17 protein-coding genes and 1 riboswitch are annotated in these 12,505 nt (G+C 41.1%); of the genes, 5 read left to right on the forward strand and 12 right to left on the reverse strand.

The genetic code is table 11. From position 1 onward, the window contains the following. Window positions 1-22: 22 nt before the first annotated feature. Genes gcvPB through gcvT form a run of 3 tightly spaced genes read right to left on the reverse strand, consistent with a single transcriptional unit; the run spans window position 23 to window position 3,936 of the window. On the reverse strand, window positions 23-1,483 hold the full coding sequence (gcvPB, locus tag LCD32_RS10825; RefSeq protein ID WP_017357973.1) for an aminomethyl-transferring glycine dehydrogenase subunit GcvPB: 1,461 nt from the start codon (window positions 1,481-1,483) through the stop codon (window positions 23-25). After that, window positions 1,476-2,822, reverse strand: a complete 1,347-nt coding sequence (gene gcvPA, locus LCD32_RS10830) for an aminomethyl-transferring glycine dehydrogenase subunit GcvPA (RefSeq protein WP_017357974.1) — start codon at window positions 2,820-2,822, stop codon at window positions 1,476-1,478. The genes gcvPB and gcvPA overlap by 8 nt, the downstream gene beginning before the upstream one ends. A gap of 16 nt (window positions 2,823-2,838) precedes the next feature. Next, the gene (gcvT, locus tag LCD32_RS10835) at window positions 2,839-3,936 is read right to left on the reverse strand and encodes a glycine cleavage system aminomethyltransferase GcvT (RefSeq protein ID WP_017357975.1); all 1,098 of its coding nucleotides are present in this window, start codon (window positions 3,934-3,936) and stop codon (window positions 2,839-2,841) included. 203 nt (window positions 3,937-4,139) lie between these two features. Further along, window positions 4,140-4,247, reverse strand: a riboswitch (glycine riboswitch). A 250-nt stretch (window positions 4,248-4,497) separates the two neighbouring features. Here gcvT and LCD32_RS10840 point away from each other — a divergent pair. The 4 genes from LCD32_RS10840 to sinR all read left to right on the forward strand — a co-directional run bounded on the left by LCD32_RS10840 (window position 4,498) and on the right by sinR (window position 7,698). Further along, window positions 4,498-6,168 (forward strand): DEAD/DEAH box helicase, encoded by a 1,671-nt coding sequence (locus tag LCD32_RS10840; RefSeq protein WP_017357976.1) that lies wholly within the window; start codon window positions 4,498-4,500, stop codon window positions 6,166-6,168. Between the two features lie 14 nt (window positions 6,169-6,182). After that, window positions 6,183-6,980: a YqhG family protein gene (locus LCD32_RS10845; protein ID WP_035702783.1), complete on the forward strand. Its 798-nt coding sequence runs from the start codon at window positions 6,183-6,185 to the stop codon at window positions 6,978-6,980. A gap of 184 nt (window positions 6,981-7,164) precedes the next feature. Continuing rightward, window positions 7,165-7,329: an anti-repressor SinI family protein gene (locus LCD32_RS10850; RefSeq protein WP_008342197.1), complete on the forward strand. Its 165-nt coding sequence runs from the start codon at window positions 7,165-7,167 to the stop codon at window positions 7,327-7,329. 33 nt (window positions 7,330-7,362) lie between these two features. After that, entirely contained in the window at window positions 7,363-7,698 is a 336-nt protein-coding gene (gene sinR / locus LCD32_RS10855; protein ID WP_017357978.1) for a transcriptional regulator SinR, read from the forward strand. Window positions 7,699-7,765: 67 nt separating this feature from the next. On the opposite strand, the gene tasA is transcribed toward sinR, so the two are convergent. Genes tasA through tapA form a run of 3 tightly spaced genes read right to left on the reverse strand, consistent with a single transcriptional unit; the run spans window position 7,766 to window position 9,774 of the window. After that, on the reverse strand, window positions 7,766-8,566 hold the full coding sequence (gene tasA, locus LCD32_RS10860) for a biofilm matrix protein TasA (RefSeq protein WP_008342195.1): 801 nt from the start codon (window positions 8,564-8,566) through the stop codon (window positions 7,766-7,768). 58 nt (window positions 8,567-8,624) lie between these two features. Continuing rightward, window positions 8,625-9,197 carry a signal peptidase I SipW gene (sipW, locus tag LCD32_RS10865; RefSeq protein ID WP_224563753.1) on the reverse strand — a complete coding sequence of 191 codons (573 nt, stop codon included), beginning with the start codon at window positions 9,195-9,197 and terminating at the stop codon, window positions 8,625-8,627. A gap of 49 nt (window positions 9,198-9,246) precedes the next feature. Next, window positions 9,247-9,774: an amyloid fiber anchoring/assembly protein TapA gene (tapA, locus tag LCD32_RS10870; protein ID WP_060781187.1), complete on the reverse strand. Its 528-nt coding sequence runs from the start codon at window positions 9,772-9,774 to the stop codon at window positions 9,247-9,249. Between the two features lie 252 nt (window positions 9,775-10,026). Between tapA and LCD32_RS10875 the strand changes: the two genes are divergently transcribed. Further along, a complete protein-coding gene (locus LCD32_RS10875) occupies window positions 10,027-10,353 on the forward strand; it encodes a DUF3889 domain-containing protein (protein WP_025207617.1) in 327 nt (108 codons plus the stop codon). A 34-nt stretch (window positions 10,354-10,387) separates the two neighbouring features. On the opposite strand, the gene LCD32_RS10880 is transcribed toward LCD32_RS10875, so the two are convergent. Genes LCD32_RS10880 through comGC form a run of 6 tightly spaced genes read right to left on the reverse strand, consistent with a single transcriptional unit; the run spans window position 10,388 to window position 12,492 of the window. Next, on the reverse strand, window positions 10,388-10,582 hold the full coding sequence (locus tag LCD32_RS10880) for a YqzE family protein (protein ID WP_008342191.1): 195 nt from the start codon (window positions 10,580-10,582) through the stop codon (window positions 10,388-10,390). 60 nt (window positions 10,583-10,642) lie between these two features. Next, window positions 10,643-11,026, reverse strand: coding sequence for a competence type IV pilus minor pilin ComGG (locus LCD32_RS10885; protein ID WP_024718845.1), 384 nt, complete (start codon window positions 11,024-11,026; stop codon window positions 10,643-10,645). Continuing rightward, complete coding sequence (gene comGF, locus LCD32_RS10890) at window positions 11,023-11,520, reverse strand: competence type IV pilus minor pilin ComGF (RefSeq protein WP_046343974.1); 498 nt, start codon at window positions 11,518-11,520, stop codon at window positions 11,023-11,025. The genes LCD32_RS10885 and comGF overlap by 4 nt, the downstream gene beginning before the upstream one ends. Beyond that, on the reverse strand, window positions 11,462-11,776 hold the full coding sequence (gene comGE / locus LCD32_RS10895) for a competence type IV pilus minor pilin ComGE (protein ID WP_007501227.1): 315 nt from the start codon (window positions 11,774-11,776) through the stop codon (window positions 11,462-11,464). Before comGE ends, comGF begins: the two co-directional genes overlap by 59 nt. Beyond that, complete coding sequence (comGD, locus tag LCD32_RS10900; RefSeq protein WP_017357985.1) at window positions 11,760-12,206, reverse strand: competence type IV pilus minor pilin ComGD; 447 nt, start codon at window positions 12,204-12,206, stop codon at window positions 11,760-11,762. The genes comGE and comGD overlap by 17 nt, the downstream gene beginning before the upstream one ends. Further along, window positions 12,199-12,492 carry a competence type IV pilus major pilin ComGC gene (gene comGC / locus LCD32_RS10905; RefSeq protein WP_008342186.1) on the reverse strand — a complete coding sequence of 98 codons (294 nt, stop codon included), beginning with the start codon at window positions 12,490-12,492 and terminating at the stop codon, window positions 12,199-12,201. The genes comGD and comGC overlap by 8 nt, the downstream gene beginning before the upstream one ends. Between the last annotated feature and the right edge of the window lie 13 nt (window positions 12,493-12,505).

Genomic DNA, 12,505 nt, shown 5'->3' on the forward strand with positions numbered 1-12,505 from the left:
GCTATTGCCCCCATGAGTCTTTTTATTTTCTTTCAAAAACTAGCACTGGATTCCGTGCTGCCTTTGTTTCATCCATTCGTTTCACAACGGTTGTATGTGGTGCTTCCTGTACGATTTCTGGGTTCTCTTCCGCTTCTTTTGCGATTTGAATCATCGCTTCAATAAATGCATCAAGGGTTTCTTTTGATTCTGTTTCAGTTGGTTCAATCATGATACATTCCTCTACATTTAGCGGGAAGTAAATTGTTGGCGGATGATAGCCAAAATCAAGTAATCGTTTGGCAATATCAAGTGTCCGCACACCTAGTTTCTTTTGACGTTTACCTGAAAGGACAAATTCATGCTTACAGTGGCGATCAAATGGCAAATCATAATGAGCACATAAGCGGCGCATCATATAGTTTGCATTCAACACCGCATGATCAGTTACAGCCTTTAAGCCGTCTGGTCCCATAGAGCGGATATACGCATACGCTCTGACATTGATACCAAAGTTCCCATAGAACGGTTTCACACGGCCGATGGATTCTGGACGATCGTAATCAAAGAAATAACGATCATCTTTCTTCACAAGCACTGGCTTTGGCAAATATGGAATCAAATCCTTTTTCACGCCAACTGGACCTGAACCAGGGCCTCCTCCTCCGTGTGGACCTGTAAAGGTTTTATGAAGATTTAAGTGAACCACATCAAATCCCATATCCCCCGGTCTTGCTCTGCTTAATACAGCATTTAAGTTCGCTCCATCATAATAAAGCTTCCCGCCTGCTCCGTGGACGATTTCAGCCATTTCTAAAATATTTTCTTCAAAAAGGCCAAGTGTATTTGGATTTGTGAGCATGAGAGCCGCCGTTTCTTCATTGACAACACGGCGCAGGTCGTCTAAATCGACAAGCCCATGTTCATTAGATGCCACCGTAATCGTTTCAAATCCAGCTACTGTTGCAGATGCGGGATTTGTCCCATGAGCAGAATCAGGCACGATGACTTTTGTTCGTTTATGATCTCCTCTTGCTTCATGGTATGCACGAATCATCATGAGCCCCGTCCATTCGCCATGTGCTCCTGCCGCAGGCTGTAATGTCACAGCGTCCATTCCTGTAATTTCTTCTAAATGGTCACCTAAATCATAAAGTAACTCTAATGCACCTTGCACAGTGTCTGCCTCTTGAAGTGGATGCACATGCGAGAAGCCTGCAAGACGTGCCACCTTTTCGTTAATCTTAGGATTATATTTCATCGTACAAGAGCCTAGAGGATAAAAGCCAGAATCGACCCCGTGATTACGTCTAGATAACGCTGTGTAGTGACGCATAATATCCAGTTCAGAAACCTCTGGCAGCTCCGCATCTTCATGGCGGATATACGTTTCATCAAATAAATCTGGGAGCTTCTCCTCAGGTACGTCTAAATCAGGCAGGCTGTAACCAATTCTTCCTTCTTTGGATAATTCAAAAATAAGCGGCTGATCTTGTTTATTCATGACGATCCCCCAATTCCTTGATGAACGTATCAATTTCTTCTTTTGTTCTTAGTTCTGTCACAGCGACAAGCATATGCTGCTGAAGCTCTGGATAATCCCGTCCCAAGTCATATCCGCCGATGATTCCTTTTTCAAGTAATCGTTTATTGGCTTCTTTCACAGGTTCATTCAGTTTCAACACAAATTCATTAAAATGAGCGCCCTCTATTTCAGCCTGTAACCCGTGTTTTTCTGCCTGCGTCTTGGCATAATGGGCTTTTTGTACGTTTTGATAGGCAATGTCTTTGATACCTGTTTTTCCAAGCGCCGTCATCGCAACAGAAGCGGCTAACGCATTTAATGCTTGGTTTGAACAAATATTTGAAGTCGCTTTGTCTCTTCGGATATGCTGCTCGCGCGCTTGAAGGGTCAGCACAAATCCTCGCACACCGTTCTCGTCTTCTGTTTGTCCGACTAAACGCCCCGGCACTTTCCGCATTAATTTTTTCGTCACAGCGAAATATCCACAATGAGGTCCGCCAAATGCAGCTGGAATGCCAAATGGCTGCGCATCACCAACGACAATATCTGCTCCAAGCTTTCCTGGAGGTGTCAGTAAACCAAGTGCAAGCGGGTTACTTGAGACGATGAACAGACTTTTCCCTTTATGTGCAATCGGTTCAATGTCTTTTAACGGTTCGACAACACCGAAGAAGTTTGGGTATTGTACAAGGACCGCTGCTGTTTCCTCGCAGACAGCTTCTTCTAATGCAGCTAGATCGGTCTGACCTTTTCGCGCAGGTACCTCGACGACTTCAATATGCTGTCCTTTCGCATATGTTTTCAGCACCGCTCTTGATTCAGGATGAACCGTTTCAGAGACCACAATCTTTTTCTTCTTTGTATGTCCTGCAGCCAGCATCGCCGCTTCAGCTAATGCCGTTCCGCCATCATACATCGAGGAGTTGGCAAGATCCATACCGGTCAGCTCAGCAATCATTGTTTGAAATTCAAAGATTGCTTGCAATTCACCTTGAGAAATTTCAGGCTGATAAGGTGTGTACGCTGTATAAAATTCAGAACGTGAAATCACATGGTCTACAATCACAGGCTGGTAATGATCATACACACCAGCACCTAAAAACGAGGCATAGGCCACTGTATCTTTATTTTTTGCAGCAAGACGAGACAATTCCCGCACTAGCTCTGTTTCAGATGCGGCTTCTTTGATGTTGTATGCACCTTTGAATCTGACTTTCTCTGGGATATCTGAGAAAAGCTCATCAATCGACTGAACACCGATGACATCCAGCATTTCTTTTTGATCTTGCTCTGTTTGCGGCAAATACCTGTGCTTCATCCTCTATTCCTCCTCGTTATTTGGCTCTTTTATAAAATGGTGTGGCGACGATTTTGGCTTTTAGACGTTTTTTACGAACTTGCACTTCCACTTCTGTCCCAAGCTGCGCCTCTGATGTTTCAATCAATGCAAGCCCAATATTTTTCTTTAATGTTGGAGATTGTGTACCGGTTGTGACTACACCAATCTGCTTATCTCCTGAGAAGACTGGATAGTCTGTCCGCGGAATCCCCTTATCTATCATTTCAATCCCGACAAGCTTTCGCTTCGGACCTTCTTCTTTTTGTTTTTTAAGTGCATCTTTTCCGATAAAATCTGCTTCTTTATCCGTTTTAACAGCAAAACCAATGCCGCCTTCTAAAGGAGAAATATCCTTCGTGAGCTCTTGGCCATAAAGCGGTAGTCTTGCTTCAAATCTTAAGGTGTCACGTGCACCGAGTCCACATGGAATCAGTCCTTTCGGCTGTCCTGCTTCTAATAAAGCGGTCCAAAGGTGAACAGCATCTTCTGACTGGCAGTAGATTTCAAAGCCATCTTCTCCTGTGTAGCCGGTTCTTGATACAAGCACCTCTTTTTGCGCAATGATTGCTTTTGATAAAAACGTAAATGGCTTCAGTGATGTTACCTCTTCATCCGCAACACCTTTGATGATGTCAGCAGCAAGAGGTCCTTGAAGGGCTAACAAGGCGGTTTGATCAGAGACATTTTTAATCGAAACGTCTTCCTCACCTTGATGTTTCAGCAGCCAATCCACATCTTTTTCAATATTTGAAGCATTGATCACAAGCAAATAGTTGTTCTTTTCTTTTTGGTAGACGAGCAGATCATCCACCGTTCCGCCATCTTCATAACACATGGCTGTATATAGTGCCTTACCGTCTGTCAGCTTTGACAGATCATTGGTTAATAACCTTTGTAAAAAAGGAAGGGCTCCCTGACCTGTGACTTCCACCTCACCCATGTGAGACACGTCAAACAGCCCTGCTTTTGTTCGAACAGCTTCATGTTCTTCTTTAATGGAAGAAAATTGGACAGGTAATTCCCAGCCCCCGAAGTCAATGGTTTTTGCGCCAAACGTTTCATACGCATGAAAAAGCGGTGTTCGTTTCAACATCAATCGTTTCCCCCTTTTTTCTTACAGTGCACATCACAAGCTGAATTTTCAGAAAAAAATCACAGCAAAAAAGGACAGAGCGCTCCCTTTTATCAAAAAGAAGTCTCTGTCCTTGCACCTGAAAGTTTACAGCACAACATCATTGTGCGTTTTCCCCTTTGGTGGTTTGCTAAAAATCGCTGCGCAAACACTCTCCAGAGTTGCGTCCGGTAAGAGTACTTTTGCCTGAGAGATTCACTGAACCAATTCAGCTTGCTCCTTCGGCGCCTGTCAGTGCAAAATAACCGCTAGGTCTCTCCCCATACCATCATCCGCTCATATTCTTCACCTTTATTGGACATACTATCAAAATGGGTGACTTATTCTCTAGATCACTTACCAACATCCTACCATTAGAAATGGATGAAGAGCAACAGAAAAATCATTAACATTTTTAAAATAATCATTCATTATCGTTCGCTTTTATTGATATATAACATCTTTTAAATCGCTATCAAAAAATGAAGCGTTTAAAAACAGAACGATTTTATCATCACTCTACCAGAAAGGCAGGCGGTCACATTGAATATTCAAACGATATTTGATCAAAAATGGGCAAGTGAATTTCAAAAGCGGCTTACAGCAGACGGCCCCTGGGCGAATTGGGATATGTACCGTTTAGCAGCACAGGTACAAAAAGTGACAGCCATTGATTCATTTGAAGGACTGCAAGCACCTGCGCACCTGCCTGCATTTACTCCTTTAAAACACCAGCTCGAAGTCGCTAGAAGAGTCGTAGAAGAGATGAATGGGAAAGCCATTTTAGCAGATGAAGTGGGTCTTGGAAAAACCGTTGAAGCAGGACTGATTATCAAAGAATACATGATTCGCGGACTTGCCAAAAAGATTCTCATTCTCGTACCCGCCTCCCTTGTGTCCCAATGGGTACAAGAACTGCGGACAAAATTTTACATAGATGCTGTCGAGCAAAAGAAGAGCTATGTGTGGGAGCAGTGCGATGTTGTGGTTTCCTCAATTGATACAGCCAAAAGACAGCCGCATCGAGACACGATCTTATCCATCTCCTACGATATGGTCATTATTGATGAAGCACACAAACTGAAAAACAATAAAACGAAAAACTATGAGTTTGTGAGAAATTTGAATAAAAAGTTCTGCCTACTGCTCACAGCCACACCTATCCAAAATCGGATAGGAGAAATTTTTAATCTCGTCTCTCTGTTGAAGCCAGGCCATTTAGGTAATGAAACACAATTTAAAGACCTCTTTGCCAAAAAAGATCTTCAACTTGAAGACCATGACCGGCTAAAACAGTTAGTCAATAAAGTCATGATTCGGAACCGGAGACAAGACACTGGCATCGAGTGGTCAAAGCGTCATGTGAAGACAATTTCTATTGATTTCTCCCCAACAGAACAAGCATTATATGATGAAATTTGTAAGTTAAAAGAAAACCCTTCCTATACGAAGCACATGTTTTCAATTATGACCTTAGAACGAGAATGCTGTTCGAGCCGTGAGGCCGTCTATATGACCATTAAAAAAATGCAAGAAGAGGAAAAACACATTCTAGGCGCTTCTGCTATGATGCAAATCATGGAGAAAATCAACCAGGTAGAACAAAATTCTAAAGCACTTGAAGTCGTTAAACTCATTCAGCAATTAAATGAAAAAGTCATTATATTCACTGAATACCGTGCGACACAAATTTATTTACAATGGTTTCTCCAGCAAAACGGCATCAGTTCGGTTCCTTTTCGAGGCGGGTTTAAACGGAGTAAAAAAGACTGGATGAAAGATTTATTTAGAGAGCGGGCGCAAGTGCTCATCGCGACAGAAGCAGGCGGCGAGGGGATCAACCTTCAGTTTTGCAACCAAATCATCAACTACGACCTTCCGTGGAACCCAATGCGCTTGGAACAAAGAATTGGACGTATTCACCGGCTCGGTCAAGAGCGGGATGTCCACATTTACAATATGGCAACCAGCGGGACAGTCGAAGAACATATTTTAAAACTTTTATATGAAAAAATTCAGCTGTTTGAAAACGTCATTGGCGATCTAGATGATATTTTAACCCGAATTGATATCCAAGATGCTGAAACAGAATTGCATCAAATTCTCTTCCAGCACGAGTCTGACGTAGACATGAAAAAGAAATTAACCCAATTTGCTTCCTATTTAACAGAAGCACAAACACCGCTTTTAGAAGAAAGACAGCAAGGTTCATAAAGGAGAGTTGACCAATGGAGCAGCGCGAGATTCACACATTTCTTCTCCGTTTCTTTCAGGCAAATCAATGCGACATACTTGAAGAAAGTGCAGGGCACCTGACCGTACAGCTGACAATCGAAATGGATAAATTGATCATGAACCGTCCTTTTTATTGGCATTGGCTTGAAAAAACGGGAGGCGTACCTGAGCCGCGGCAATTGACTTTGATCACCGATCAAAAAAAAGCTGATGACTCGGTCGAAGGAGAATTTGTCCACTTCGGCTCCCCTCGTTTATTCCAAATATTCGAGGCTGTGAAACAGCAAGGCCGTTTTATTCGGCTGTACGAAAAAGTCAGACCGCTCACAAACAGCCAGATCGCACTGGAGCCGTGGCTTGGTCTCAATGTCAAAATATCCTATCTGGCAGACCGTAAAAAAGATAAACTGCTGTCTCTTGGACTTCATCTAATACGCGGAGAAGTCATCGAACAATTTCAAGAGAAGCTAGAAGCACGTGAGCTGTCGTCTCAAATTCCTGATTATTGCTTCACAATGAGTACGATGATTAAGCCAGAGAGCGGCGTCAAACGGCTTTACAGCCTGATGGAACGTTATGCCAATGAAGAGCCGGATGATTGGGCAGTAAGAGCTGTTCAAAAGTGGAAAGAAGACTCGGAACTTTTAAACCAATTTTATGAAGGGACTTCAGACACATCTGTAGAATATGAAATAGAAAGACAAGCACTTAAAACTTTATACGAACCAAAAATCAGTCTTACGATTGAAAATGGCGGACTTTTTTACTTACAGCAAAAAAGAGGAGGCTGACTTAGCGAGTCTCCCTCCCTTTCAAGTGATATCAAATTTTCGATCAATCAAAAGCAACGTTTGTCTGTTTGTATTGGGCGGAAACATGACGCAAGCAATCTATGAGGTCTTATCACCTGTGTTTTTCCATTTCATGCGTTAAGTGCCTGAAATACACGATTCAGTATTTTAGGAGGGTATTTGTATGGAAAAGAAAACGAAGTTATTAGACAGTGAATGGGTTCAATTATTACGCGAAGCGCGCAAAGCAGGACTAACAGTAGAAGAAGTCCGTCATTTTCTCAAATCACGCGAAAAGTCCTCTGAGTCTCCCCCTATGGCAAGAAGTCATTCTATCAAACCTTTCTGAATGTGCTATAATATCGAAAGGAAGGTGATGACATTGATTGGCCAGCGTATTAAACAATACCGCAATGAAAAAGGCTACTCACTATCAGAACTGGCCGAAAAGGCTGGGGTAGCGAAGTCTTATTTAAGTTCAATAGAAAGAAACTTGCAAACAAACCCCTCCATTCAATTTCTTGAAAAAGTCTCCGCTGTTCTGGACGTCTCGGTTCATACACTGTTAAACGAAAATGATGAAACCGAATACGATGGTCAATTAGATAGTGAATGGGAAAAACTAGTTCGAGATGCAATGACATCAGGGGTTTCGAAAAAGCAATTTCGTGAATTTTTAGATTATCAAATCTGGAAAAAAAAGCAAGAAGAGGAGTAATGCGCATATTTTAGCGCATACTCCTCCAATTGCTATGCAGATCTTGTTATCAGTCTAAAGACTGACTTTATTTTTTATCTTCGCTGTGTGCTTTTTCGTTTTCTTTCACGTAGCCTTTTTCATCCGTATGCTTTTTTGGATTGATCGTTAAACCATTCCACTGAGTCGCTTCGAAGGAAAGATCAACTTGAATCGCATCGCCTTGGTATTTATTTTGGATATAGTTACCCGCTTTATCCTTCGTCTGGTCATTGACAAATTCAATGATCATTTCCATTTTATCGTAATCAAACGGATTCTTTGGAATGCCGTCATACTCTGGAGCTGTTGATCCATCAACGGTGGCAACATTAATTTTACCACTTTCATGTAAAAACTTCTCATCGACGGCATGACGAAGCTTTTCAAATGCGGTCTGATCCTGCTTTGACGTTAATAGATGCAGGTCAAGCAGGTTTGCATGGTCTAAAATAATATTTTTCGGGTATCCATTCCCACCTTCGGCTCCAACCGTTAGAACACTCACCTGAAATTGGCTGAGGAATTCTTCAGCTGTATTCTTCCCGCCATTTTTCGCTGATGTTCCATCTTGAAACTGGCTATAATCAAGACTCATCAGGACTTGATTAATTGCAAGAGACCCTTTATTTTCAAAATTAAATTCCTTCTTTATACGGTCACCGGGTTTTATGTTCGCAAGGTTGATGGCGCCGGAATTCTCTTTTGCAGATAGATTCAGCTCTCCTGTAGAGTAGACCGCGTTTGCCGTCTCGACATCATTAAATGCAGCCCACGTTCCCCCTCCAATTAAAGCAAGACCTAATGCTCCTGATAAAACACCTAAACGAATTGATTTTTTCATTGCCATGATTGAACCCCCTAATAAATTGTTTTATTGAAACCTGATTTAGGTTACAAACGAAAATTTATGCTTGTTCCTCTGACATATGTAACTCAGCCGTATGTCTTCTATGTTTGGCAACACCAACAAAATGAATGGTTGAATAAACAAGCAGCATCACCCCTGGAATAATGAGCAAAAGAGCGGTCCCAGCAGAAGTTCCTGCATACGAAAGAAGCTTTCCTGCATAAGGAATGTTCACGCCCGTATACTGCGCAGTCACTTGATTCGCTTTGACGAGCGTGCCGTCTTGATACATATTGTGGTCTCCTTTTGTCTCAAAGGCTTTATTTACTCCTTTTCCTTTCACCCCAACAATGCGGTGAGTCACAAAGGATTGGTCTTGCTTCGTTTGAAACGTAATAATATCCCCTTTTTTGAGTGTTTCAGGTGAGGTGACATGTTTCACGACAATCAATGAACCAGTCGAAAATTCAGGTTCCATTGATCCAGATAATACTTGCTTGAACTCATAACCAAAAATCTGAGGATCTCCTCCTGTTGTTCTTGATGACAACACGACAATAATACACACAATCATCATCGTGAAGACCAGCGCGTAAAGAATACTCCCAGACATTTTCATCCACTTTTTCATACCTTTCTCCCCTTTGCATATCATGTTTCATTCAAAAGCCTAGTCCCCTTTAGGACACCTTTTCTTGACAATTCGAAAGCTGCATATGTTGAGACGTAAAGAATGGCTTTTCAGAACCACCAAACCCTTTAGGATAATAGATTTTAAACAAATAGATTCCATTTGTTTTTGCTTTAACTGACGTGACAGTCGTCGTTTCTTCTGATGAGAGGGACTGTATAGCACCTTTTTCAATAACATGGCCATCTTGTAATGGCACCTGAACACTCTCTACTTTATGTAGTTCCCACTTCCATTCAGAGTGTGCGATGGGTTGTCCAATATTTTTTAGTGACATGCTCAGCTTTTGAGGCGCACAGACTGTCCCCTCAATAATCTTTTGATCGATCAGTTTCAAATGGCTTCTATCCCATTTCTTCGGCTGGCAATGCTGATCTGTCTCTTCGAAATTTTCACATGTTTTCATGACAAAATTCGAATGCTCAACATCGTTAAAAGAAGCGTTAGTAGACGTAATAAAAAAAGAAGTGAAAATCAAACAAATAGCACAAAATAGTACAAAGAGCGGCTGTTTCATTGAATCTTTCAACTCCTTGAACAATTGTTCTTTAAAAAGAACGATTACACTCAGTATAAGGAATTACCTATAAAATCCAAAACGTCAAATTAGTCCATTTTGTTCTTAAACAAGAACATTACCGAGAAAATTCTTCCATTTTCTCATTCTTTCGCCATATTCAATATTTTTTTCTGTGACATTTGTACTTCTTAAAAATTTACATAAAAGTGCAGGATTTGGTCAGGATAATAATTGGTGAGGTGATGTTAGTTGAAATATGGAAGAATCATGATCATGCTCAGTTTACTGTTAAGCCCTTTGATCCAAAGCGCCCATCTAGCTGAGGCAAAAGGAATCATTGCTGCCGCAGATCAATGGGAAACAAGGGCAGTCAAAGAAGCAAAAAAACGGTATCCGTTAGCACATGTTTTATTCAAACAAAAAGTGTGGGATCGGCACCGGGAGAAAGAATCTGTGAAGCAATATCATATTACGTTGAAAGATCAGGCCAAAGAATTTGGGGTATATGTCACCATTTCCTATAACCCTTACTCGAACAAGGTCAATAAAGTCATTGTTGTGGAAGAATACAGCTAAAATGGCATGAAAAAAACCGCCTGCTGGCGGCTTTTTACTTTTGTCGATGACGTTGACGTTTTTTTAGCATCATTGAGAAGCCAAAAGGCAGAACACCAAATAAACGCTGAGAAAATGGTGGTTTTGTCTCCATTTTTTCCTGTTTATGTTCTTTCCGCTCGTCACGTGGTGTATTCATATATTTAATAATTTCCTGCGTCATATATTTTACATAATCATTTGTCTTCATCGAACACTCACCTCTTCTTCCTTAAAGTGTTACCAAGAAGAGTACCGTTTTATACGCTCGCTAATAAGTGCTGATCCATTGATTGATTTCTCCTGTCTCCTTATTCATCTCTAGTTCCCGCTCATCAGTTACACCACCCTTTGTCTCGATGTTAACCAAGAGGCGGACTAGCTTTTTTCTGTCATCGCACCCAATTCGCTTCAACGTCACTCGGCCTTCTTCTGTGACAATTGGGCTCAATGGCTGATCACAAATACGATTTAATTTGTTTGCAGCTTCATTTAGTCCCATTCGAAATAACTGCTGTTTTTGATAAAAAGAAATCGTGAGCTCTGCACTTTTCAACTCTTTTTGAAACCCAATGGTCATCGAGCCTAGAATCAATAAAAATAAAAGTATGACAGCAAGTACGTGGGGATAAATAAACCCGTCTTCTCTTTTCACGTTTTAGGAATCACTCCTTTGTAAGTGAAAAAAACAGCTTCATGTACTTGACCAAATACATCTGTGACTTGGAGAGTGGTGGTTTGCTCTTTTGTTCCTACATAGAATTGTTTCACCTTTTGTAATAAAGGGAGATGACCTGCCTGATCCGTTCGTTTACGAAGCATCTCTTGATACGGCTCAATCGTCACCACTCGCCCTTGACTTGAAGTATACTCCAGAGCTGTTCCATTTTTCACCGCTCTTACAGCGACAGCACAATTTAGATCCTCCTCTAATTGCAGGACCGTTTGTTTCCACTCCATTTCCGAAAATTTGTTGATTTCTGCAAACGGATGAGCTTTTTCAACAATTGATAAAAGCAGCATGCAGCCAAAAGAAAGCAGCAAAAATAGCTGCAATTGCCATATTGCTTGAGCGAGTGTAAAGCCTTGTTCATCGCTCCAAATGTCGAAAGCAAATCGTCTTCTTTTTTTGTACTTTGTATGAAACACATCCCTTCTCCTGACCCCAAATGAATTCATATGTGATCTCGCCTCGTTTCTTTGTACTTGATTCATTTTGACCTTCTATAAAAGCTTTATTCATATACTCATGTAAGATTTGATAAGCTTCAAGTTTAGCCCTTAATTCTTCTTTCCCAATTGTCAGTTTTTCAAAGGATGGCACGAGCACAAGAGCAGCAAATAGAAAGAGGTGGCAAGAAAAGAGCATCTCAAACGTACTAAATCCTTTATTGTTGCTGAACATGAATCCGCCCGCTCCCTAAGTAAATCGTGAGTTTATATATTTGACTGCCAAATTGAACAATGAGAGAACCGCCGCTATTTGGATGTCCGTTTTTATTAAAGTGAAGGCCTTTTTGAAATGTGGATTGCTTGATGGTGCCTTTTTTATGTGGATTAGAAGCAATGATCTGCTCACTATTCTGCTCGATGACTTGATAAGATACATTGGGCGGGTGAAACTCAACAGTTACTCGTGTTTTTTTAATAAATGCAGTATAAGATGCCAATTGAAGATCTTGTTTTAGCAAGTTCACTTGCTTTTTTGCTTCAGCACTTTCTAATACATTGGGCACTTTTCCACCTATTATCGATAATAAGATAGAGAAAATCATGACGATCAAGAGCTGCTCAATGAGTGTAAATCCTTTCTCCTGGAAAAGCGATTTATTCATTTTTCACATCGCCGTTTTGAATGAAAATTGCTTTTCCATTTGGACAAGTTAATCCTTTTTTGACATAGCCTTCTTTTTCTAATTCAGCTAAAGATGGCGTCTTGCCGTCATGCTCTAATTCATATGCCATTACCTGTGTACTCACCATTGATTTCAGCCCTTCACAGCCCTTTGCTTGAATGCTTTGATGATGCCGAGTGATATTTGGAATGGTGATCAATAAAAGAATGGAGATCACAAGCATAACAATTAACATTTCTAACAGTGTAAATCCTTTATCATTCATGCTTTAGTCCTCC

The organism is Bacillus sp. RSS_NA_20, assembly GCF_020165915.1.
Classification (GTDB): domain Bacteria; phylum Bacillota; class Bacilli; order Bacillales; family Bacillaceae; genus Bacillus; species Bacillus altitudinis.

Coding starts and splice junctions, on each gene's coding strand:
- LCD32_RS10850 (WP_008342197.1), top strand. CDS start 7,165: ATGGAAAAGAAAACGAAGTTATTAGACAGTGAATGGGTTCAATTATTA.
- sipW (WP_224563753.1), bottom strand. CDS start 9,197: ATGAAAAAGTGGATGAAAATGTCTGGGAGTATTCTTTACGCGCTGGTC.
- tasA (WP_008342195.1), bottom strand. CDS start 8,566: ATGGCAATGAAAAAATCAATTCGTTTAGGTGTTTTATCAGGAGCATTA.
- comGD (WP_017357985.1), bottom strand. CDS start 12,206: ATGAATAAATCGCTTTTCCAGGAGAAAGGATTTACACTCATTGAGCAG.
- comGC (WP_008342186.1), bottom strand. CDS start 12,492: ATGAATGATAAAGGATTTACACTGTTAGAAATGTTAATTGTTATGCTT.
- gcvT (WP_017357975.1), bottom strand. CDS start 3,936: ATGTTGAAACGAACACCGCTTTTTCATGCGTATGAAACGTTTGGCGCA.
- gcvPB (WP_017357973.1), bottom strand. CDS start 1,483: ATGAATAAACAAGATCAGCCGCTTATTTTTGAATTATCCAAAGAAGGA.
- comGE (WP_007501227.1), bottom strand. CDS start 11,776: ATGTTCAGCAACAATAAAGGATTTAGTACGTTTGAGATGCTCTTTTCT.
- gcvPA (WP_017357974.1), bottom strand. CDS start 2,822: ATGAAGCACAGGTATTTGCCGCAAACAGAGCAAGATCAAAAAGAAATG.
- LCD32_RS10880 (WP_008342191.1), bottom strand. CDS start 10,582: ATGAAGACAAATGATTATGTAAAATATATGACGCAGGAAATTATTAAA.
- LCD32_RS10845 (WP_035702783.1), top strand. CDS start 6,183: ATGGAGCAGCGCGAGATTCACACATTTCTTCTCCGTTTCTTTCAGGCA.
- tapA (WP_060781187.1), bottom strand. CDS start 9,774: ATGAAACAGCCGCTCTTTGTACTATTTTGTGCTATTTGTTTGATTTTC.